The sequence below is a fragment of the Simplicispira suum genome, assembly GCF_003008595.1.
Lineage (GTDB): Bacteria > Pseudomonadota > Gammaproteobacteria > Burkholderiales > Burkholderiaceae_C > Simplicispira > Simplicispira suum.
This window is the reverse complement of the sequence record NZ_CP027669.1, coordinates 849,419-870,498: the sequence shown is the minus strand read 5'-3', so window position 1 is coordinate 870,498 and position 21,080 is coordinate 849,419. Positions and strand designations below refer to the sequence as shown.

At 59.0% G+C, this 21,080-nt stretch carries 19 protein-coding genes; 15 read left to right on the top strand and 4 right to left on the bottom strand.

Going from position 1 to position 21,080, the window contains the following annotated elements; all coding sequences use genetic code 11:
• The first annotated feature begins 16 nt into the window (after positions 1 to 16).
• The 4 genes from C6571_RS04130 to C6571_RS04115 all read left to right on the top strand — a co-directional run bounded on the left by C6571_RS04130 (position 17) and on the right by C6571_RS04115 (position 5,436).
• Positions 17 to 2,182, top strand: a complete 2,166-nt coding sequence (locus C6571_RS04130) for a cytochrome c biogenesis protein ResB (protein ID WP_106445571.1) — start codon at positions 17 to 19, stop codon at positions 2,180 to 2,182.
• The gene (gene ccsB / locus C6571_RS04125) at positions 2,179 to 3,522 is read left to right on the top strand and encodes a c-type cytochrome biogenesis protein CcsB (protein ID WP_106445570.1); all 1,344 of its coding nucleotides are present in this window, start codon (positions 2,179 to 2,181) and stop codon (positions 3,520 to 3,522) included. Before C6571_RS04130 ends, ccsB begins: the two co-directional genes overlap by 4 nt.
• A 224-nt stretch (positions 3,523 to 3,746) precedes the next feature.
• A complete protein-coding gene (msrP, locus tag C6571_RS04120; protein ID WP_106445569.1) occupies positions 3,747 to 4,742 on the top strand; it encodes a protein-methionine-sulfoxide reductase catalytic subunit MsrP in 996 nt (331 codons plus the stop codon).
• Positions 4,743 to 4,773: 31 nt separating this feature from the next.
• Positions 4,774 to 5,436, top strand: coding sequence for a protein-methionine-sulfoxide reductase heme-binding subunit MsrQ (locus C6571_RS04115; RefSeq protein ID WP_106445568.1), 663 nt, complete (start codon positions 4,774 to 4,776; stop codon positions 5,434 to 5,436).
• Between the two features lie 75 nt (positions 5,437 to 5,511).
• On the opposite strand, the gene lysA is transcribed toward C6571_RS04115, so the two are convergent.
• The gene (lysA, locus tag C6571_RS04110; protein WP_106445567.1) at positions 5,512 to 6,792 is read right to left on the bottom strand and encodes a diaminopimelate decarboxylase; all 1,281 of its coding nucleotides are present in this window, start codon (positions 6,790 to 6,792) and stop codon (positions 5,512 to 5,514) included.
• Positions 6,789 to 6,995, bottom strand: a complete 207-nt coding sequence (gene lptM / locus C6571_RS04105) for an LPS translocon maturation chaperone LptM (RefSeq protein ID WP_338054186.1) — start codon at positions 6,993 to 6,995, stop codon at positions 6,789 to 6,791. The genes lysA and lptM overlap by 4 nt, the downstream gene beginning before the upstream one ends.
• A gap of 12 nt (positions 6,996 to 7,007) precedes the next feature.
• Here lptM and cyaY point away from each other — a divergent pair, with 12 nt between their 5' ends.
• Positions 7,008 to 7,337, top strand: coding sequence for an iron donor protein CyaY (gene cyaY / locus C6571_RS04100; protein WP_106445566.1), 330 nt, complete (start codon positions 7,008 to 7,010; stop codon positions 7,335 to 7,337).
• A gap of 38 nt (positions 7,338 to 7,375) precedes the next feature.
• On the opposite strand, the gene C6571_RS04095 is transcribed toward cyaY, so the two are convergent.
• Positions 7,376 to 9,676 carry a penicillin-binding protein 1A gene (locus C6571_RS04095; RefSeq protein ID WP_420852911.1) on the bottom strand — a complete coding sequence of 767 codons (2,301 nt, stop codon included), beginning with the start codon at positions 9,674 to 9,676 and terminating at the stop codon, positions 7,376 to 7,378.
• 4 nt (positions 9,677 to 9,680) lie between these two features.
• Here C6571_RS04095 and C6571_RS19660 point away from each other — a divergent pair, with 4 nt between their 5' ends.
• From C6571_RS19660 to C6571_RS04050, 10 genes are all read left to right on the top strand, one after another.
• On the top strand, positions 9,681 to 10,043 hold the full coding sequence (locus C6571_RS19660; RefSeq protein WP_170094620.1) for a hypothetical protein: 363 nt from the start codon (positions 9,681 to 9,683) through the stop codon (positions 10,041 to 10,043).
• On the top strand, positions 10,040 to 11,119 hold the full coding sequence (locus tag C6571_RS04090; RefSeq protein WP_106445564.1) for a pilus assembly protein PilM: 1,080 nt from the start codon (positions 10,040 to 10,042) through the stop codon (positions 11,117 to 11,119). The genes C6571_RS19660 and C6571_RS04090 overlap by 4 nt, the downstream gene beginning before the upstream one ends.
• Positions 11,116 to 11,730, top strand: a complete 615-nt coding sequence (locus C6571_RS04085) for a PilN domain-containing protein (RefSeq protein ID WP_106445563.1) — start codon at positions 11,116 to 11,118, stop codon at positions 11,728 to 11,730. The genes C6571_RS04090 and C6571_RS04085 overlap by 4 nt, the downstream gene beginning before the upstream one ends.
• A gap of 3 nt (positions 11,731 to 11,733) precedes the next feature.
• A complete protein-coding gene (locus tag C6571_RS04080; RefSeq protein WP_106445562.1) occupies positions 11,734 to 12,408 on the top strand; it encodes a type IV pilus inner membrane component PilO in 675 nt (224 codons plus the stop codon).
• Positions 12,405 to 12,950, top strand: a complete 546-nt coding sequence (locus C6571_RS04075; protein ID WP_106445561.1) for a pilus assembly protein PilP — start codon at positions 12,405 to 12,407, stop codon at positions 12,948 to 12,950. Before C6571_RS04080 ends, C6571_RS04075 begins: the two co-directional genes overlap by 4 nt.
• Before the next feature lie 17 nt (positions 12,951 to 12,967).
• The gene (locus C6571_RS04070; RefSeq protein ID WP_245901386.1) at positions 12,968 to 15,082 is read left to right on the top strand and encodes a type IV pilus secretin PilQ; all 2,115 of its coding nucleotides are present in this window, start codon (positions 12,968 to 12,970) and stop codon (positions 15,080 to 15,082) included.
• Between the two features lie 23 nt (positions 15,083 to 15,105).
• Positions 15,106 to 16,566 (top strand): Ig domain-containing protein, encoded by a 1,461-nt coding sequence (locus tag C6571_RS04065; RefSeq protein ID WP_245901384.1) that lies wholly within the window; start codon positions 15,106 to 15,108, stop codon positions 16,564 to 16,566.
• A gap of 200 nt (positions 16,567 to 16,766) precedes the next feature.
• Positions 16,767 to 17,345, top strand: a complete 579-nt coding sequence (locus C6571_RS04060) for a shikimate kinase (RefSeq protein WP_106445558.1) — start codon at positions 16,767 to 16,769, stop codon at positions 17,343 to 17,345.
• Positions 17,346 to 17,406: 61 nt separating this feature from the next.
• Positions 17,407 to 18,588 carry a 3-dehydroquinate synthase gene (gene aroB / locus C6571_RS04055; protein WP_106445557.1) on the top strand — a complete coding sequence of 394 codons (1,182 nt, stop codon included), beginning with the start codon at positions 17,407 to 17,409 and terminating at the stop codon, positions 18,586 to 18,588.
• A gap of 91 nt (positions 18,589 to 18,679) precedes the next feature.
• Positions 18,680 to 19,852 (top strand): deoxyguanosinetriphosphate triphosphohydrolase, encoded by a 1,173-nt coding sequence (locus C6571_RS04050; protein WP_245901382.1) that lies wholly within the window; start codon positions 18,680 to 18,682, stop codon positions 19,850 to 19,852.
• A gap of 32 nt (positions 19,853 to 19,884) precedes the next feature.
• Here the strand turns inward: C6571_RS04050 and C6571_RS04045 are convergent, their stop codons facing one another.
• Positions 19,885 to 20,967 carry an ABC transporter ATP-binding protein gene (locus C6571_RS04045; RefSeq protein ID WP_106445556.1) on the bottom strand — a complete coding sequence of 361 codons (1,083 nt, stop codon included), beginning with the start codon at positions 20,965 to 20,967 and terminating at the stop codon, positions 19,885 to 19,887.
• Positions 20,968 to 21,080: the final 113 nt, after the last annotated feature.

Here is a 21,080-nt window from a genome sequence, read left to right as displayed (position 1 = left end):
GCATACTCCCCCTCTCATGTCTGATACCACCCAAGGCGTTCGCATCCAAAGTGCGCCGCAGCCGCTGCGCCGCGCCGTCGAGCTGCTCTCGTCGATGCGCTTCGCGATTGCGCTGTTGACGGTCATCTGCATTGCCTCGGTCATTGGCACCGTACTCAAGCAGCACGAGCCGATCGTCAACTACGTCAACCAGTTCGGGCCTTTCTGGGCCGAGGCGTTTCTTGCGCTGCAGCTCAACGCGGTCTACAGCGCCTGGTGGTTTTTGCTGATTCTGGCGTTTCTTGTGACCAGCACGTCGCTGTGCATCGCCCGCAACACGCCCAAGATCATCACGGATCTGAAGACCTACAAAGAAAATATTCGCGAGCAGAACCTGCGCTCCTTTCACCACAAGGCCGAGGCCCAGCTAGGCGGCGACAGCGCCGCAGAGGCCCAGCGCATTGGCGGCATGCTCGTGGGCGGCGGCTGGAAAGTGAAATTGCAGCAACGCGACACCGCTGCCGGCCCCGGCACTGGCTGGATGGTGGCGGCCAAGGCAGGCGCGGCCAACAAAATTGGCTACATCGCCGCGCACAGCGCCATCGTGCTGGTGTGCCTGGGTGGTCTGCTCGACGGCGACATGATCGTGCGTGCGCAGATGTGGCTGGGCGGAAAAGCCCCTTACGCGGGCGGCGGTCTGATCTCCGAGGTCAGTCCGAAGCATTGGTTGAGTGATCGCAACCCGGCCTACCGCGGCAACTTGGTGGTCACTGAGGGCACGCAGGCCAGCACGGCGATTCTGAGCCAGTCGGACGGCATCCTGCTGCAGCCGCTCCCGTTCTCGCTGGAGCTGAAAAAATTCGTTGTTGAATACTATTCCACCGGCATGCCCAAGCTGTTCGCCAGCGACGTGGTGCTGCACGACCGCGAGACCGGAGAGGCGACTGCCGCGCGCATCGAAGTGAACCATCCGGCCAATTTCAAAGGCATCGAGATCTATCAATCGAGCTTCGATGACGGTGGCTCGCGCGTCCAGCTGACCGCTATGCCGCTTGGCATCGGCGGGAAACCGTTCGAGATCGAGGGCGTCATTGGCGGCAAGTCGCAAATTGTCGAGGGCGTGGGCGAACGCGCGCTGACGCTGGAATTCACCGGTCTGCGCACCATCAACGTCGAGAACTTTGGGGCCGATGGCGATGGCGCCAGCGGTTCCGGCGCCGATGTGCGCAAGGTGAATCTGCGCAGCACGCTCGATTCGCACCTGGGCGCCGCCAACAACACGGTCAAGTCCAAAGAGCTGCGCAACGTCGGCCCGAGCATTGGCTACAAGCTGCGCGACGCCTCTGGTCAGGCGCGTGAATACAACAACTACATGCTGCCGGTGGACTTGGGCGAAGGCGGCGTGCCGGTGTTTTTGCTTGGCGTGCGCGAGAACCCCTCCGAGCCCTTCCGGTATTTGCGCGCTCCGGCAGACGACAGTGGCAGCCTCGACGGTTTCGTGCGCCTGCGCCAGGCGCTGGCAGACCCGCAGGCCCGCCAGGCTGCGGTGGCACGCTATGCCAAGCAGGCTGTGGAGCCAGGCCGCGTTGAACTTGCTGCGCAGTTGCAGCAGTCGGCCGAGCGAGCGCTCAGCTTGTTTGCCGGCTCCGGCGCGCCGCAGGGCATGGTGAATGGCAAGTTCGATGGCGGCCTGCCCGCTATTGCCCAGTTCATGGAAGACAACGTGCCCGAGGCTGAGCGCGCGCGGGCGGGCGAGGTGCTGGTGCGTATTCTCAACGGCACCTTGTTCGAGCTGGCGCAGATCACGCGCGAGCGTGCCGGACTGGCGCCACTCAAGGCAGACGCCGACACGCTCGGTTTCATGACGCAGGCTGTGATGGCGCTCAGTGACGTGCAAGCCTACCCGGCGCCGCTCGTGTTTGCCCTTAAGGATTTCACGCAGGTGCAGGCCAGCGTCTTCCAGGTGGCGCGTGCCCCTGGAAAAAAAGTGGTCTATCTGGGCTGCGCCCTGTTGATTCTGGGTGTCTTCTCGATGCTCTTCATTCGCGAGCGGCGGCTTTGGGTGTGGCTGGTGCCTGACGGCGCCGGCAGCCGGGCGATGATGGCGCTTTCGACCAATCGCAAGACCATGGACGGCGATCGCGAGTTCGCCCAGCTTACGGACAAACTCATTGGGGTAGCCCCCACAGGAGGCAAGACATGAACACGGTCACCACCGCCAACACCACGGTTACCCTCAACGAGGGCCAATTTTCCCGGCGCAGCGCGTTCGACTGGTTGTTTGCTGCGCTGGTCGTGGGCGGCGGTCTGTTCGCCTTCCAGCGCTACGCGTCCTTCATGGACGTGTATGAAAAGGGCATTTTGCTGGCGGCGATTCCTTCGTTGATCGCGCTGGGCTGGTTTTGGCGACCGCTGCGTGCGCTGATGCTGGTAGTGGCCGGGGCGGCGTTGCTGGGTATCGCCTTGTATCAGGTGGACGGTCAAGGCCAACTGGCGCGTGCGGAATCGGTCTTCTGGCTCAAATACTTTCTCTCCAGCCAATCGGCCATTCTGTGGATGAGCATGCTGTTCTTCATGAGCACGGCGTTCTACTGGATTGGCATGGCCTCGCGCGGAGAAGGGGCGACCATGTCGATGCTCGGCTCCCGCCTGGCTTGGGTCGCGGTGGGAATGGCGCTCATCGGCAGCATGGTGCGCTGGTACGAAAGCTATCTGGTGGGCGCGGATGTCGGGCACATCCCGGTGAGCAACCTCTACGAAGTGTTTGTGATGTTCGCGTGGATGACGGCGCTTTTCTATTTGTATTTCGAAGAGCATTACCGCACGCGGGCACTGGGTGCCTTCGTGATGCTGGTGGTGAGTGCGTCGGTCGGCTTCTTGCTCTGGTACACCGTAGCGCGTGAGGCGCAGGAGATCCAGCCGCTGGTTCCGGCGCTCAAGAGCTGGTGGATGAAGCTGCACGTGCCGGCCAACTTCATTGGCTATGGTACTTTTGCGCTCTCTGCGATGGTGGCGTTTGCCTACCTTATCAAGCAACAGGCGACGGAAACCAGCTGGACGCGACTCGCGCCGCTGGGCATTCTGGGCTTGGTGCTGTGCTTCGAACCTATCGTGTTCCGTCCCTCCGCCGGTGCAGCAGGGAGCGGATTCTGGATGGTGTATTTCGGCCTTTCGGTATTGGCCGTCGGCGGCATTTTGTATGGTCGCCGGCATATCGCCGCCAAGCTGCCGCCACTCGAGCTGCTCGACGACCTGATGTACAAGTCGATTGCGGTCGGCTTTGCGTTCTTCACTATCGCCACGGTGCTGGGCGCGCTCTGGGCGGCCGAAGCCTGGGGTGGTTACTGGAGCTGGGACCCCAAGGAAACCTGGGCTTTGATCGTCTGGCTCAACTACGCTGCCTGGCTGCACATGCGCATGATGAAGGGTCTGCGCGGCACAGTATCGGCCTGGTGGGCATTGGTAGGCCTGGTGGTCACCACCTTTGCCTTCCTGGGCGTCAACATGTTCCTCAGCGGTTTGCACAGCTACGGCGAGCTTTGAATCCAGTTGTGATCCGGCTGCGTATTGTTGGAGCGGGCAGGGCAAGCGCCGCTTCCGGCGTCGGCTGACACGAAAAATGTCTTCCAGGCTGTAACCTGGGATGGATGCCCTGCGAACTATTCAGTGAGCATTCATTGAAAAATTGCGATTCGGCGTTGTGATCCTTGGAGGGCGTCGGATGCAAACAAGAAATGGTTCCCATTTCTGCCAACAGGAGTTTCGCCATGCATTTTTTTCACCGCGACAACGGGTTTGTCCATCCTCTGGCTTCAGAAATCACCTCGCGCGCGGTCTATGAAGACCGTCGCAATCTTCTGCGCCTGGTCGCGGCGGGCGCAGCCGGAGGCACGCTTGCCGCGTGGGCAGGGCGCAATGCCCTGGCCGCTACCGAACGCGCCGGCAAGCTCGCGCCTTTGGCGGGGATGCCCTCCAAGGTACCGGGCGCCATGACCATGGAAAAGCTCACGCCGTATGAGGACGCCACCAGCTACAACAACTTCTATGAGTTTGGCACCGACAAGGCCGATCCCGCACGCAATGCCGGCACCTTGAAAACCACGCCCTGGACGGTGGAGATCGAGGGATTGGTTAAAAAAGCGGGCAAGTACGGTTTGGAGGATTTGCTCAAGCTCTCGGCCCAGGAAGATCGTATTTACCGCTTGCGCTGCGTTGAAGGCTGGTCCATGGTCATTCCATGGGTGGGCTACTCGCTGTCGGCGCTGATTCAGCGCGTTGAGCCGCTGGGCAGTGCCAAATACGTGGAATTCGTAACCCTGGCGGACAAGGCCACCATGCCCGGTGTCAGCTCGCGGGTACTCGAATGGCCCTACGTGGAAGGCCTGCGCCTGGACGAAGCCATGCACCCACTGACGCTGCTCAGCTTTGGCATGTACGGCGAGGTGCTGCCGAAGCAGAATGGCGCGCCGGTGCGCATCGTGGTGCCGTGGAAGTACGGCTTCAAGAGTGCGAAAAGCCTGGTCAAGATCCGTTTTACCGACAAGGAGCCCGCTACCGCGTGGAACAAGGCTGCGGCGCAGGAATACGGGTTTTATTCGAATGTGAACCCTGAAGTGGACCATCCGCGCTGGAGTCAGGCCACCGAGCGGCGCATTGGCGAGGGCGGCTTGTTTGCCAAGCGCCACAAGACCCTCATGTTCAATGGCTACGAAGCGCAGGTCGGGCAGTTGTATGCCGGTATGGATCTGAAAAAGAACTTCTAGGCACCACTTCTTTGCTTGCTTCGCGTTCGCCATGAAAAAGCTTCTCATGCACCGCGCCGCCAAGCCGTTGGTGTTCGTGCTGTGCCTGCTCCCGTTTGCCTGGTTGTTCTATGCCGCTGCCGCCGATCAGCTGGGCGCCAACCCCGCCGAGGCCTTGATTCGTGGCCTGGGCGACTGGACGCTGCGCTTTCTATGCATTGTGTTGGCAGTCACGCCGTTGCGGGTGATGACGGGAACGCCGGCCCTGGCGCGTTTTCGCCGCATGCTGGGTTTGTTTGTGGCGTTTTATGCGCTGATGCATCTTCTGTCCTATGTCGCGTTCGACATGGGCTTTGAGGTGGCCGAAATAGCCAAGGACATTGCCAAGCGGCCTTTCATTCTGGTGGGATCCCTTGCGGGCCTTCTGCTGGCGCTGATGGCGGCCACCTCGTTCAACCGTGCCATCAAGGCGCTGGGCGCGGCGCGCTGGCGTCGCTTGCATCAAAGCGTGTATGTGGTGGCAGCGCTCGCCATCCTGCACTTTTACTGGATGCGCGCCGGGAAAAACAATTTTTCCGAGGTCGCGGTGTACGGGGTCATTCTTGCCAGCCTGCTCGGCTGGCGGGTCTGGGAGGCGCTGCGCAAGCGTCGCCTAAGTGCGCAGCGCCCCGCACGGACAAAGGTGGGAAATGCGGCAGCACTGCAAAAAAGATAGCATCCAACGCTTATGAAATAAGCGCTAGAACCCTATTTGAGCAATAATTTCTGCTCGAACAAGGCGCGGTGCTGCTCAGTCTGTGAGCAGCCGCTCGGCGCGCATCATGTCTTGCGGCGTTTCGCGCACACGAATCAAATGGGCCTCGGCCCCATCCACCAGCACCTCGGCCGCGCGGCCGCGCGTGTTGTAGTTGCTGGCCATAGACATGCAGTACGCGCCAGCAGACAGCACAGCCAGCCGATCGCCTGGCTGCACCGCCAGCTCGCGGTCGCGCCCCAGCCAGTCGCCGCTTTCGCACACTGGGCCCACAACGTCGTAGGTACTTGTTTCAGCGGCGCTGCGGTGCACTGGAACAATGGCATGAAACGCCTGGTACATGGCTGGGCGCGGCAAGTCGTTCATCGCAGCGTCGACGATGCAGAAGTTTTTTTCTTCGCCCGGCTTGAGGTAAAGCACTTCGGTCACGCACAGACCGGCGTTGCCCACGAGCGAGCGACCGGGCTCGATGATGAACTGGCGATCCCCAAAACCGCGCGCGTCGAGCTTGGCCAGCAGTTCCTGCCACAGCACGTCGGCCGCAGGCGGAGTGTCGCCGGCGTAGTCAATGCCCAGGCCACCACCGAAATCGAGGTGCTCAATGGCTATGCCGTCGGCCTCGATCTGCTCCACAAGATCGAGCAGGCGGTCCACCGCATCGGCAAAAGGCCTGGAGTCGGTGATCTGCGAGCCGATGTGAAAGTCAATCCCAGACACATGCAGTCCCGGCAGCTGCACGGCGCGGCGGTACGCTGCCAGGGTTCGCTCGTGCGCGATACCAAATTTGTTGCCCTTGAGTCCGGTGGAAATGTAGGGATGCGTTTTGGGGTCCACATTGGGGTTGACGCGGATGCTCACGCGCGCCGTGTGGCCGCTGTGGGAGGCAACTTCGCTGAGCACTTCGAGTTCGGCCTCGCTCTCGACGTTGAAGCACAAGATGCCGGCTTCCAGCGCCTGCAGCATTTCGGGGCGCGTCTTGCCCACACCCGAGAAAATGACCTTGGAGGGATCACCGCCCGCCGCCAATACGCGTGCCAGCTCGCCGCCGGAAACGATGTCGAAGCCACAGCCCTGGCGGGCGAAAAATTGCAGGAGAGCCAAAGAGGAATTGGCCTTCATTGCGTAGCAAACATGCAGTTTGCGGCCCGAGAAACCACTGCGATAGGCTTGCAATGCATCCGCCATCGACGCCTGCGAATATGCGAACAACGGCGTGCCATGGGTGCGGGCCAGGTCACCAACAGAGCAGGCCTCAATGAACAGGTTGTCACCCTGGTAAGCGATGTGGGGGCGGCCGGGAAGCTTGGAGGGTGTCATGGGGGCGAAGAAGCAGGGGAGCGAGGCGGAGGAGCCGACACGGCGGCTGGAAGAAGGGTCTGGGGCAGACTGGCGCGCTGGCTGGCCGCCGGTTCGCTCGGCAGGTACAGCGGCCCACGCTGCCCGCAGGCGGCGAGCACCGCCCCGCTGGCAGCAAGGACTAGCGTCCTGACTAGAATTTGCCGGGCTATCAATATCAACATGCGGAAATTGTAATGACCGACCTGGAATACGCGGATCGCGCCGAGCAATTGCTGCTGGCCATCGAGCAATGTGTGGACCGTATCAACGTGGCCACCGATGCCGACATCGACAGCCAGCGCAGCGGCGGGCTGATCACGCTGGTGTTCGCCAATGGCAGCCAGATCGTTGTCAACCAGCAGAGGCCGCTGCACGAGATCTGGATGGCATCGCGCTCCGGTGGCTACCACTACCGCTTCGATGGCGTGGCTTGGCAGGACACCAAGGGCGCGGGCGAATTCTTTGGTGCACTCAGCCGCGACGCCAGTGAGCAATCGGGATTGGTGTTGCGTTTTCACGATTGAGGCCAGCGCGCTCGGCGGCGCGCCCACATTGTGAAACGTCAATTGCGGAACAGGTCCAGGATTTTGCTGCGCTCCTCGGGCGCTGGCGCCTCTTGCGGCGCCAAGATCGAACCGGCTCCGCGATCGTCCAGCCCCACACTGGCAACGCCGGTGTTGCGGGCGTATTCGTCGTAGAACCATTCACCGCCGACATTGACGACGCCGGGCGGTACGGTGGGCTCCATGACAGGGACGCCCTTGAGCGCCCGATCCATAAAGCTGATCCAGATCGGCAGGCTTAGCCCACCGCCGGTTTCCCGGCTGCCCAGGTTGCGCGGGGTGTCGTAGCCGATCCAGGTGATCGCTGCGAGGGTCGGCTGGAAGCCTGCAAACCAGGCGTCCCAGGCGTCGTTGGTGGTTCCGGTTTTGCCATACAAGTCAGGGCGCTTCAAGGTGGCCTGGGCCCGAGCTGCGGTGCCACTGCGGGTCACTTCGTTGAGCAGGCTGTCCATGACGAAGGCGTTGCGTGCATCGATGGCACGCGGGTTCTGCTCCGTGGGAACCGGCGTGGTTTCTGAGATGGTTCGGCCCTTGAAGTCTGTTACCTTGGCAATGAGCCAGGGATTGACGCGAAAACCACCATTGGCAAACACCGAGTACGCCACTGCCATTTGCATCGGGGTCACCGAACCCGCGCCGAGCGCCATGGTCAGGTAGGCGGGGTGCTTTTCCGCATCGAAACCAAAACGCGTGGCCCATTCCTGGCCGTAGCGCGTACCGATGGCCTGCAGGATTCGAATCGACACCATGTTCTTCGAGCGCGCCAAGGCGGAACGCATGGTCATCGGGCCATCGAACTTCCCATCGTAGTTTTTGGGCTCCCACGGTTGGCCGCCGGTGAACCCGGAATCGAAGAACAAGGGTCCGTCGTTGATCACGGTGGCCGGGGTGAAGCCTTTTTCCAATGCTGCAGAATAGATGAAGGGCTTGAAGCTCGACCCTGGTTGGCGCCAGGCCTGTGTCACGTGGTTGAACTTGTTCTTGTTGAAGTCAAAGCCCCCCACCAGTGCTTTGATGGCGCCACTGCGTGGATCAAGTGCAACAAACGCGCCCTCCACTTCAGGCAGTTGGGTCACTTCCCAGCCCTCCTTGTCGGTGCGCGCTACGCGGATGACCGCGCCACGTCGCAACTTGATGTTGGGCGGCGCCTTGTCGCTCAGACCCGATTGAACAGGCTTGAGCCCGTCGCCGGTAACTTCGATGGTGTCCCCGTTGCCCCGAACAGCAATCAGCTTTCGCTTGCTCACTTCCAGTACCACCGCAGAAAGCACATCGCCATTGTCCGGATGGTCGGCCAGCACGTCATCAATGGCGTCGTCGATGTCTTTGGGGTCTGTGGGCAATTCAATGAACTGCTCGGGACCACGGTAATGCTGGCGCCGCTCAAAGTTCATGATGCCGCGGCGCAGGGCGCTGTAGGCAGCTTCCTGGTCGCTGGCGCTGAGGGTCGTGTACACGTTCAGCCCGCGCGTGTATGCCTCGGCTCCGTACTGCGCGAAAATAAGTTGGCGAGCCATTTCGGCGACGAACTCTGCATGCACCCGTGTGTCGTCCTGTCCGGTGTGGATATGGATGGACTCCTTGCGCGCCTCCGCCGCCTGCGCTGCAGTAATGAAGCCATTTTCCTCCATCCGGTCGATGATGTATTGCTGGCGAATGCGCGCGCGCTTGGGGTTGCTGATGGGGTTGTACCTCGAAGGCGCCTTGGGCAGACCGGCGAGCATGGCTGCTTCCGCGATGGAAATCGATTTCAAAGGCTTGCCAAAGTAGGCTTCCGAGGCCGCTGCAAATCCATATGCACGGTTGCCCAGATAAATCTGATTCATGTAAACCTCAAGAATCTGATTCTTTGAAAGCAGGTGCTCCAGTTTGAAAGTAAGTAATATTTCGTAAATTTTGCGGGTAAATGTCTTTTCGGAGGAGAGATATACGTTGCGTGCCACCTGCATTGTGATGGTCGAGGCGCCCTGGCTTTTGATCCTTCCAAGGTTGGCCAGCATCGCCCGAACCATGCCTTTGTAGTCCACACCACCATGTTCGAAGAAGCGCGTGTCTTCGATGGCCAAGACAGCATCTGTCATCACCTTCGGGATCTCGGCAATCGGGGTGAGGTTGCGGCGTTCTTCCCCGAATTCACCGAGAAGTGCCCCCTCGGAGGAATAGACGCGCAACGGAAGCTTGGGACGATAGTCCGCCAAGTCGGAGATATCGGGAAGATTGGGATAGGCAAAAGCCAAGGCAACTGCTATCACCAGGGCCAAGGCCAGAGCGCCGGCTGCGGCCAGGCCGAGCAGCCACATCAGAATGCGCAGAGGCCATTTCCACCAAGAAGCAGGAGGTGGCGATGTCTTTTTTGACGTGGGGGATGAGGGGGCTTTGGGGTTGGACGGCGGCATATCGCTCCGGCATGAAATGAGCCGGCATTATAAAAATCCGGTCACGCGGGATGGCGCGCATTGCAAACCGGTGGAGGGATGTTTTGTGCATCTGCCCGGAAAAAGCAGATTCAGTCGAGCGGCAAAGCCTGCTGTTCCGTCTGCTTTTGACAACGTTCCAGAGTTGCGACAACCGGAAAACTCTTTGCCGGAGAAGTATCTTACTGCTAGCATTCATGTGAAATGTGAAGTTTTGTTGTCTCACATTCACAACTACAAGGGGGCATCTTGATCTCTACGGGATCCTTGTTCGGTCGCCAGTCTGCGCCGCTGCTGGGCATTGACATCAGTTCTTCCAGCGTAAAGTTGGTTGAGCTAGGGCGTGACAAATCGGGTGCCTGGGTTCTTGAGCGCTGTGCGATCGAGCCCCTTGAGCGTGGCTGGATCACAGACGGCAACATCGAGAAATTTGATGAGGTGGCCGACGCCCTCAAACGCGTCGTGAAAAAGAGCGGGACGCGTACCAAGCAGGTCGCGCTTGCGCTGCCCCCGTCCGCTGTCATCACCAAGAAAATCTCGCTGCCTGCCGGCATGACGGATCAGGAGCTGGAGGTGCAGGTTGAGTCGGAAGCCAACCAGTACATTCCCTTTTCGCTCGATGAGGTGAGCCTCGATTTCTGCGTGATGGGCCCGAGCAAGAACGCTCCGGGCGACGTCGACGTGTTGATCGCGGCGTCGCGTCGAGAAAAAGTTCAAGATCGTCAGGGTCTGGCTGAAGCGGCGGGGCTCAAGGCAGTCATTCTGGATGTCGAGTCCTATGCTTCGCGCCTGGCGGCAAGTCGCCTCATTGAGGCCTTGCCCAATAAAGGTGTCGACTCCATGGTCGCCCTGTTTGAGGTGGGCGCCTTGACGACGAGTATGCAAGTCATTCGCAATGACGAAGTTCTCTACGACCGCGATCAAGCATTTGGCGGCGCACAACTTACGCAGCTCATCGTCAGGCAGTATGGTTTCTCGGTGGAGGAAGCCGAGAACAAAAAACGCAGTGGCGACCTGCCAGAAGACTACGCAAGCGCAGTTCTGCGGCCTTTTGTCGAAAGCATGGCGCAGGAGATCGGGCGGGCATTGCAGTTTTTCTTCACCAGCACGCCGCACAATCGTGTCGACCGAATCCTTCTGGCCGGGGGATCTTCTCCCTTGCAGGGTCTGCCAGAGGCGGTGACGCAGCATACGGGTTTTCCATGCAGCGTCGTCAATCCGTTTGAAGGTATGGAAATGTCGAGCAATGTGCGCATCAAGAAGATGGTTCGGGAAGCTCCGTCCTATCTCACGTCCTGTGGCCTTGCGATGCGGAGGTTCATGCAGTGATTCTCATTAATCTGCTCCCGCATCGGGAAGTGGCGCGCAAGCGCCGCCGTGAAGCCTTCCAAGCCACGATGTTTGCGTCGTTTCTCGTGGGCTTGTTAATCGCTGGTCTGATCTATTGGTGGTTTCAAATGATGATTGAGCAGCAGCAAGCCAGAAACAGCTTTCTGCAAAGTGAGATCACGATACTTGAAAATCAGATCAAGGAAATCGCTGGTATAGAAGAGGAAATCGCTTCTCTGCGTGCTCGACAGAAAGCGGTCGAGGATTTGCAGGCCGATCGCAATCTTCCTGTGCATTTGTTGAGTGAGTTGGTCAAGCAGTTGCCTGACGGTGTTTACGTTACCGCATTAAAGCAAACCAATCAGCAAATTGCACTGCAGGGTATGGCGCAGTCGAACGAACGAGTTTCTGAATTGCTGCGCAACCTGTCAAACAATACGCCGTGGCTTTCCAAGCCGGAATTGGTGGAAATTACGGCTGCCAAAGTTGCGTTGACTCCGCGTGATGAGCGACGTGTATCCGCATTCAATTTGCATTTTACTTTGAAGCGGTCTAGCGATGCAAAGAAAACCGAAGACGGTGCTGTAGGTGCACCTTCGGCCGGAAACTGAGTCATGGCCAAAAAGCAAAAAAACTCCATAGATACAGCGGCGCTGCAAGATTCTTTGCAGCGTCAGTTTCGTAATCTCGATACCAAAGATCCTTCCCTTTGGCCACCATTGCCGCGCTATTTGCTATGTATTTTCATTGCTGCCGCAGTAGCTTTCGGCCTTTGGTACGTAAAGCTGACGGACTACCGCGATGCACTCGACGCTGAGCGCGCAACGGAAGTGACGCTGCGGCAAGATTATCAGACCAAATTGAACAAAGCTGTCAGTTTGGATTTGCTCAAGAAACAGCGTGAACAGATCCAGCAATACGTCATACAACTCGAAAAACAGCTTCCAAGCAAAGCGGAAATGGCTGCCTTGCTTTCTGATATTAACCAGGCGGGTATCGGAAGAAGCTTGCAGTTTGAACTTTTCCGTCCAGGGCAAGTGATCGTTCGCGACTACTATGCGGAACTTCCAATCGCTGTTCGGGTCACCGGTAAATACCACGACATGGGGGCTTTTGCTGCCGATATCGCGAATCTGTCCCGAATCGTGACACTGAACGATATAGCAATAACTGCGGGAGACAAAGGTGGGCCAAACCTGATCATGGATGCGACTGCGCGAACCTTCCGCTATCTGGATGCGGATGAAATCGAAGCACAGCGCAAGGCAGTTCAGGGGGCTCCGAAATGAAGCTAAGTCATGCTGCGTATTTAGGTTTTGCGGTGGCGCTTCTTCTGGGTTGCGACTCATCTGGCGAGGCAGAACTGAGGGACTGGATGGCGCAGGAACGTGCGCAAGCCCAGCCGCACGTCACACCACTCACTGAGCCCAAGCAGTTTCAGCCACAGCAATACGCTGTTCAAGGCGAGCTTGAGCCTTTTAGCCCGCAACGTCTCACCCAGGCTTTGCGTCGTGATTCAGCGCAGGTGGCATCCAACGCCGCTTTGATTGCTCCAGAGCTGGCTCGTCGCAAAGAGCCGCTAGAAGCCTATCCGCTGGACGCAATGGCAATGGTGGGCAGCCTGATGAAGGCCGGAAAGCCAACAGCCTTGCTGAAAGTCGACAATCTGCTCTACCAAGTGGGCATTGGAGAGTATCTGGGTCCCAACTATGGGCGCATCACACAAATTACGGAAACTGCGATACAGCTGCGTGAAATCGTGCAGGACGCGACGGGCGACTGGATAGAACGCATGGCATCGCTTGAGCTGCAAGAGGGGGTCACCAAATGAAGCGGAAGAATTTTAAAATGAAGAACCTGATTCGAGGTTTTGTGTTGGCCACGGCGGCAGCACTTGCTTCCACTTTCGTACTTGCACAAGGCGCCATTAAATCCGTCACTGGATCACTGCAAGGTGGGGCAGAGGTTTTACGAATCGATTTTACGCAGCCACTTCCGGCACTGCCGACTGGGTTCGCGACGCAATCGCCGGCACGCATTGCACTCGATTTTCCAGGAATGTCGAACGCGATGGGGAAATCGCTTGTCGAAATTAATCAAGGCAACCTGAAGTCAGTGAATGTCGTTCAGGCTGACGGACGTTCTCGCGTGGTGTTGAACCTCAAGCAGGCAACGGCCTATCGGGCGGAGTTACAAGGCGACGCCTTAATGGTCGTTTTGGCGCCAGTAGCATCAAGCGCAACGACACCTGCGCAGACTGAAGTTTTCGCAGAATCTGGTAGCTTGGACGTCTTGCCTATAAAAGATATTGATTTTCGCCGCGGCCCGGATGGGTCCGGGCGCATCGTGGTAGCGCTTGCGAGTAGCCAAGTGGGTGTTGATCTGCGCCAACAGGCCAAAACCCTTACGGTTGACTTTCTTCGTTCTTCGTTAGCTGAAGGGTTGAGGCGTAAACTTGATGTGACCGATTTTGGAACACCGGTACAGAAAATCACGACCACTGAAGACGGTGATCGCGTACATATGGTCATTGAGCCGATCGGAGAGTGGGAGCATAGCGCTTACCAGAGCGATAATCAGTTTGTTGTGGAAGTTCGGCAGAAGAAGGTCGATCTCACGAAACTTAGTCAGGGTCCGGGATATACCGGAGAGAAGCTTTCCCTGAACTTTCAGAACATTGAAGTACGTTCGTTGTTGCAAGTAATTGCTGATTTCACAAATTTCAACATTGTCACTTCCGATACGGTAACGGGAGCGCTCACCTTGCGACTTAAAGACGTTCCGTGGGATCAGGCCTTGCAGATCATCATGGACGCCAAAGGTCTCGGAATGCGTAAAAATGGTACGGTCCTCTGGATTGCACCCAAAGACGAGATCGACGATCGCACAAAGAAGGATTTCGAGGCAGCTTTGGCGATCGAAAAGCTCGAACCTCTTAAAACGCAGGCATTTCAGCTCAATTACGCTAAGGCTGTGGATATGGTCACACAGCTCACTTCTAGCGCTGCCGGTGCAACGGGCGCGACGAACACACGCTTTCTTTCGGAGCGAGGTAGCGCTATCGCCGAGCCACGCACGAATCAGCTGTTCGTAACGGATACGAGCAATAAAATCGAGGAGGTACGCAAGTTGCTGGCTACTTTGGATGTCGCGGTGCGTCAGGTACTGATAGAAGCGCGCATCGTGGAGGCACGGGATTCCTTTGGGCGTTCTCTCGGCGTGCGTCTGGGCGGAAGTGACCTGAGAGCAAATCGGGGCGGGCAGGGTGGCTATGCCCTGGGCAGCGACAACCGGGTGGTGTTTGGAAGCAGCTATAGCAATAGCGTCGCCAGCAGCGGCGCTGGTGGAACGACAGACCCCACCGGCAGCTTTGTCAACTTGCCTGCGCAGCTATCAGGTGGTGATGCGGTAGGCAGCTTTGCGCTGTCCATCTTCAATGCAGCTGCCAATCGATTCCTCACCTTGGAGCTTTCGGCACTTGAGGCAGACGGCAAGGGCAAGATCGTATCCAGTCCCCGGGTGATTACCGCTGACCAGACAAAGGCACTGATCGAGCAGGGTACGGAATACCCGTATTCCGTCACCGCACCCAATGGAGCAACCACAATTGCTTTCAAAAAGGCTGTGCTTAAGTTGGAAGTCACACCGCAGATTACACCCGAAGGCGATATCATTCTTGATCTTGATATCAACAAAGACAGTCGCGGTGAGACCACCTTGCAAGGGGTTGCTATCGATACCAAGCATATCGTCACCCAAATTTTGGTAGAAAACGGCGGTACGGTAGTTATCGGCGGCATCTTTGAAATGGAAGAGACTAATCAAGAAAGTAAAATCCCCTTCTTGGGCGATGTCCCGGTCATGGGTAATCTCTTCAAGAGCAGGACGAAAGAATCAACAAAGCGTGAAATGCTCGTCTTCATCACGCCCAAAGTGATTTCTGACCGCGGCCCAACGCGCTAATTTTGGTAAAAGAGAGGTAAAAAGTGAACAAATTTATGGGATTGACGGCATTGACGCTGTCTGCACTATTAGCGGCGTGCGGGGGCGGCGGGGGAAGCCCTGGAAGCAGTGATCTGCCTTATAGTATTTCATTGCGCGCAGATAAGACACAGTTGCCGATCAATCTGTCCAACGAAATGGCGAACATCAGCGCTTATTCTCCATTTACGACGACTCTTTATGTTGAAGCTCGGGAAGGGGGGCGGCCGATCTTGGGAGGGGAGGACACCTTCGCTTGCAACGTAGCCGGAGGCTTGGACACTGGTGCGTTGTATTACTTGGATGGCAAAGATGAGCACATGGTCGAGGTAGACGATGGGAAGGGAGGAAAGATAAAGGTTCCTGGCGCTTATCGAAATATTGTTCTTGGCTCTAATGCCGGTGGTAATTCGTTCCATTTTCATGCTGGCGACAAGGCTGGTACGGCGCGCATTACCTGTGCGGTCACTAACCCAGCGGACAAATTGGTCTCCAGTGCAAGCGTTGATATCGTAGTGGGCGCGGCAACCGGAAAACCTGCTAGCGTAACCGTGACGACGCGCGGTCCCCGTTACCTGGGCACTACTACCAACACTTTCAATTTACCGAAAAGCGTTGCGATCAGTGCAAAAGTGATGGATGATGCAAACCAGCCGGTCCCGAACCCTTCGGGAGCTAATTTGAAAGTGCGTATCCGCCCATTCGGTGCCTCTGCAGGTGCGCGCTTGCTGGCTGGAGCGCAATCAGGTAGTGAAGTACAGATCAGTACCATTGGTGGAGAAGGATTGTTTTCGATCTCCAGTGGCCCAACTGCGGGTGTGATTCTTCTTGAAATGACTGCAGATCGTTTTGATAATAATGTCAGCAACGGCGTGCAAGACCCCGTGATGCAACTCATGGCGATCAGCGTGAACAAGGCCATTAGTACAGTACCTCTTTCGATCACGGATACTTCGCTGACGGTAACGAATGGAATGGCATACTCGTTTGCTTTGACCGCGCAGGGGGGCTTGCCGCCATATGCTTGGACGAGCAGTGCCCTACCGAGCGGGCTCAATTTGAGCAGTGACGGCATCGTTTCCGGGGTTCCCACCGCCGCGAAGGGCAGCTACAACGTCGTGGTGACTGTGACCGACGATACGGGTGCATCATTGAGCAAAAACCTGACCATCAAGGTCGAAGGTGAATTGGCGATTGATGGCTGCAGCAGCGACGTCAGTGCGCCGTGCGCCTTGCCGGGTGGAACAGTGGGTGACGGTTATTCGCATACGCTCTCCTTCTCGATTGGCGATCCTGCGGTTCCCGTCGTCTGGAGCATCACCGGCAACCTGCCCCCAGGCCTTGCGTTGGCGGCGGATGGAACCATTTCGGGTACTCCAACCACGGCAGGTACCTACACCTTCATCGTGACGGCCACACGCGGCACCCTGGTGGTGCGCAGGCAGGTCTCGATCGTGGTCGCTTGACGTGTAAGGCGGGGCGGGGATTCACCTAGTTCCGTTCTTGCCCCTTTTTTGAGCTTCGATCACAGCCCCTTGGATAATGTCCAAGGGGCTGTTTCTTTTGTTCTCGACTGGGCGCTTTGTCCGTCGTGGTCGGTAGGGGCGCTGGCAGGATCAAGTTGCTTGGCAGACAGCCGGTGCCATCACGTACTCACCCATTTCTCATGATTTCTCTCATCGGCATGCCCGGATGTGGCAAGACGACGGTCGGGCGGCAACTTGCGCGGCGGCTGCGTGCGGTTTTCATCGATTCGGACCGTGTCATCGAAGAGCGCATTGGTTGCTCGATCAGGGTACTCTTCGAGCGCGAGGGGGAGGAAGCCTTCCGCGCCGTAGAGGAAGCCACGCTGGACGATCTGACGAGAACAGGCGGCGGCGCCGTGCTCTCCACCGGTGGCGGTGCGGTGCTGCGGCCCGCCACGCGGATGCGTCTGCGCGAGCGGGGGCAAGTGGTCTACCTGCACGCCTTGCCCGACGACATCTACCGGCGCCTGCGGCATGACACTACCCGGCCGTTGCTGCAAACCAAAGATCCCTTACAGCAATTGCGTAGCCTCTACGCACAACGCGACCCGCTCTATCGGGAAACCGCGCACTTCGTCATCGAAACTGGGCGGCCGTCTGTTGCTACCCTGGTCAACATGGTGGTCATGCAGCTTGAGCTGGCAGGCGCCCTGAACGCCGGGGCGCTGGGCGGGGCCACCCAGCCAGCCCCATCGAACGAAACGTCAACAGACCCTTGACCTCCCTACAGCGGATGGATGGCTCACTGGCCCCGCCCGCCTGCTCTACACTCGGATCGAAATGACCATTGCATCAGAATCCGCAGATGTGGACTCGGCAACCGCGGTTGCCGAACTGCCAGCTCGCTCCACGCAAAATGACGCTCCGCAAATTGTGCGCATCGGTTTGGCTGAGCGCAGTTATCCCATAGCCATAGGCACACACCTATTTTCCGAGGCTGAGGCTTATGCTTCATTGCCCCAGGGACATTGCGCGTTGATCGTTACCAACACCACGGTCTCACCACTCTACGCGGGGCGCCTGAAAAGCGTCCTTGCTGCCAGCTATTCGCAGGTTCACCGCGTGGTGCTCCCGGATGGCGAAGCTCACAAAACCTGGCAAACCCTGAATTTGATCTTTGACGCTCTGCTCCAGCATGGCTGCGATCGCAATACCGTGCTCTTCGCCTTGGGAGGCGGCGTGGTGGGCGATATGACTGGGTTTGCAGCAGCCAGCTTCATGCGCGGCGTACCCTTTGTGCAGGTGCCCACCACGTTGTTGGCGCAGGTGGATTCGTCGGTTGGGGGCAAGACGGGCATCAATCACCCCTTGGGCAAGAACATGATTGGTGCGTTTCACCAGCCGTTGCTGGTGGTCTGCGATCTCGATACGCTCGATACTTTGCCTGCGCGCGAGCTCAGCGCGGGGCTGGCCGAAATCATCAAGTACGGCCCGATTTACGACATGGACTTCATGGCTTGGCTGGAAGCCCATATCGACGCGCTGCGCGTGTGCGATCGGGTGGCATTGGCGCATGCGGTGCGCCGCAGCTGTGAGATCAAAGCGGCAGTCGTCGGCGCAGACGAGCGCGAAGCCGGGCTGCGGGCGATTCTCAACTTCGGCCACACCTTCGGCCACGCCATCGAGTCGGGTATGGGCTACGGGGTGTGGCTCCATGGTGAAGGCGTGGGCGCGGGCATGCTGATGGCGGCAGAGCTTTCGCACCGGCTCGGACTGGTGGATGCCGCCTTTTGCGCGCGACTTCGGGCGCTGGTGGCACGCGCCGGGCTGCCAGTGCGGGCCCCGGTGCTGGACGCCAACGACAATGCAGGACGGTATCTGGAACTGATGCGCGTCGACAAGAAGGCACAAGCGGGTGAAATCCGATTTGTGCTGATCGACGGCCCAGGCAAGGCTGTGCTGCGAACCGCGCCCGACGCTTTGGTGCGCGAGGTGGTGAACACATGCTGCGCACCGGCTTGAAAGGAGCTGAGCCAAGCCTGGGATGGGATGGGATGTATCGCTATGTTTTCAGGAGCTGTCAGCGCTTATGGGATAAGCGCTGGAGGCCTATTTGACTGATATTCTGGCTCTGGCTCCCTATGCCTGCCACGCGGCGGACAGCCGTGGTCGGCGCCACGCCGAAGCGCCAGCGCCGACACGCTCGGACTACCAGCGTGACCGCGACCGGATTGTCCATTCCTCGGCTTTTCGTCGGCTGGTCTACAAGACGCAGGTTTTCCTCAATCATGAGGGAGATCTGTTTCGCACCCGGCTGACGCATTCGCTTGAGGTTGCGCAACTGGCGCGCTCGGTCGCGCGCTCGCTGCACCTCAATGAAGACCTGGTGGAGGCCATTGCCCTGGCGCACGACCTGGGCCACACGCCCTTTGGCCACGCCGGGCAAGATGCACTCAACACCTGCATGCAAGACCACGGAGGCTTTGAGCACAACCTGCAGAGCCTGCGTGTGGTGGATAGGCTGGAGCTGCGCTACCCGCAATTTGCCGGACTCAACCTCACCTACGAAACCCGGGAGGGCATTCTCAAACACTGTTCCCGCAGCAACGCCGAGTTGCTTGAGGTGCAAGAGCCGGGCGGCGTCGCGTCGCGCTTTCTGCTGCGCCAGCAGCCGAGTCTGGAGGCGCAACTGGCCAATCTGGCCGATGAAATTGCCTACAACGCGCACGACATTGATGACGGTGTGCGCTCCGGGCTGATTACGCAGGAGCAACTGGCCGAGGTACCGCTGTTTGCGCGCTACCGCAGCGAGGCCCTTGACGAGTTTCCTGGGCTGGACGCCCCTGCCACCGAGCGCCGGCTGCTCTACGAAGCCATTCGTCGCATGCTCAGTGCACAGGTCTACGACGTGATTGCCGCGACGCAGCAGGCCATTGCCGACGCAGCACCGGGCGATGTGGACGCCGTGCGCCGCGCCGGCCCTCTGGTGGCTTTTGGACCGGACATGCGGGTGCGGTCGCAGACACTCAAGCGGTTTTTGTTCGACAACCTCTACCGGCATCCGCAGGTTGTGGAGACCACCGATCGGGCACAGGTAGTGGTACGGGAGCTATTTGATGCATACCTTGCCGCGCCGCACGCCATGAAGCCTGCTTACGCGGCCCGCGCTGCGGCAGCGCCACCGGGCCATGGTGCCCGCGTGGTGGCGGATTTTATTGCGGGCATGACCGATCGTTTTGCAGCAGCCGAGCATGAGCGGCTGACAGGGCGCAGGCTGCTTCCTTAGGTTGGTCCAGAGCGCCAGGCGAGCGCGTGGATTTACGCAATGGCCGGACCGTGCTCGCGGGCAAAGGTGACGACATGATCGGCCTGCACGCGCACGCCAATCCATTCCCCCACCGCGTGGTCGTGGTGACTGGGAACATGGGCTTGCAACTGCTGGCCATTGGCAAGTTGCAGCGTGTACAGAAATTCTGAGCCGCGAAATGCCTTGCGCAGTACGCGCGCCTGGACCGGCGATTCGTCGTCGTGCACGATGTCGTCGGCCCGCAGCAGTACATCGCACTCGCCATTTTCGTAGTAGGACGGCAGCGGGCAATCGGTCAGATTTTCCAGGGTTCCGAGCGCCGTCCGGACCGCGACACCGCTCGCACTTTGCTCCAACTGCGCAGGTGCAAAGACGCCATGGCCGATGAAGTTGGCAACAAAGCGCGTGGCGGGACGGTGATAGATCGTGTACGCATCGTCCCATTGGTGCAGCGTGCCATCTCGCATGACGCCGATCAGATCTCCGATGGCAAAGGCCTCGAGCTGATCGTGGGTCACAAACAGAGCCGTGGCACCGGCGGCCTTCAAGATGCCGCGCATTTCATGCGCCAGGCGTTCGCGCAGGCCCACATCCAGGTTGGAGAAGGGCTCATCGAGCAACATCAGCTTGGGGCGCGGCGCAAGCGCGCGTGCCAAGGCCACGCGCTGCTGCTGACCGCCAGATAGTTCATGGGGATAGCGCCCTTCGCTGCCAGGCAGCCCAACCAGCGCCAGCACCTCCGAAATTCGCTCGGCCTGCACGTTCTGCGCCACGCCGTGCAGACCAAATGCGATGTTGCGGCCCACGCTGAGGTGGGGGAACAGGGCGTAGTCCTGAAACACCATGCCGATGCGCCGCTCCTCCGGCGGCACGTTGTGGCCGGGGCAGCTGACACAGGCTCCGCCCAGTTGCACCTCACCCCGCTCCACCGGGGCCAGCCCCGCAACCGCGCGCAGCAGCGTGGTCTTGCCGCAGCCTGATGGCCCGATCAGTACGCCAATGCTCCCCGCTGGTAGGCCCAGACCGACACCCCGCACCGCAGGCAGGGTCTGACCGGGGTAGCGCACATCCAGATTCGAGAGCGTCAAATACATGCAGGCATTTTATGTTTGCGAATGCGTAAAATTCTCATTTGCCTGCCGTTGTACCGAATGGTGTCTGTTCTGCAGGCTGTCATCTCCACTTATTCCCATCTTGCCCACTGTCC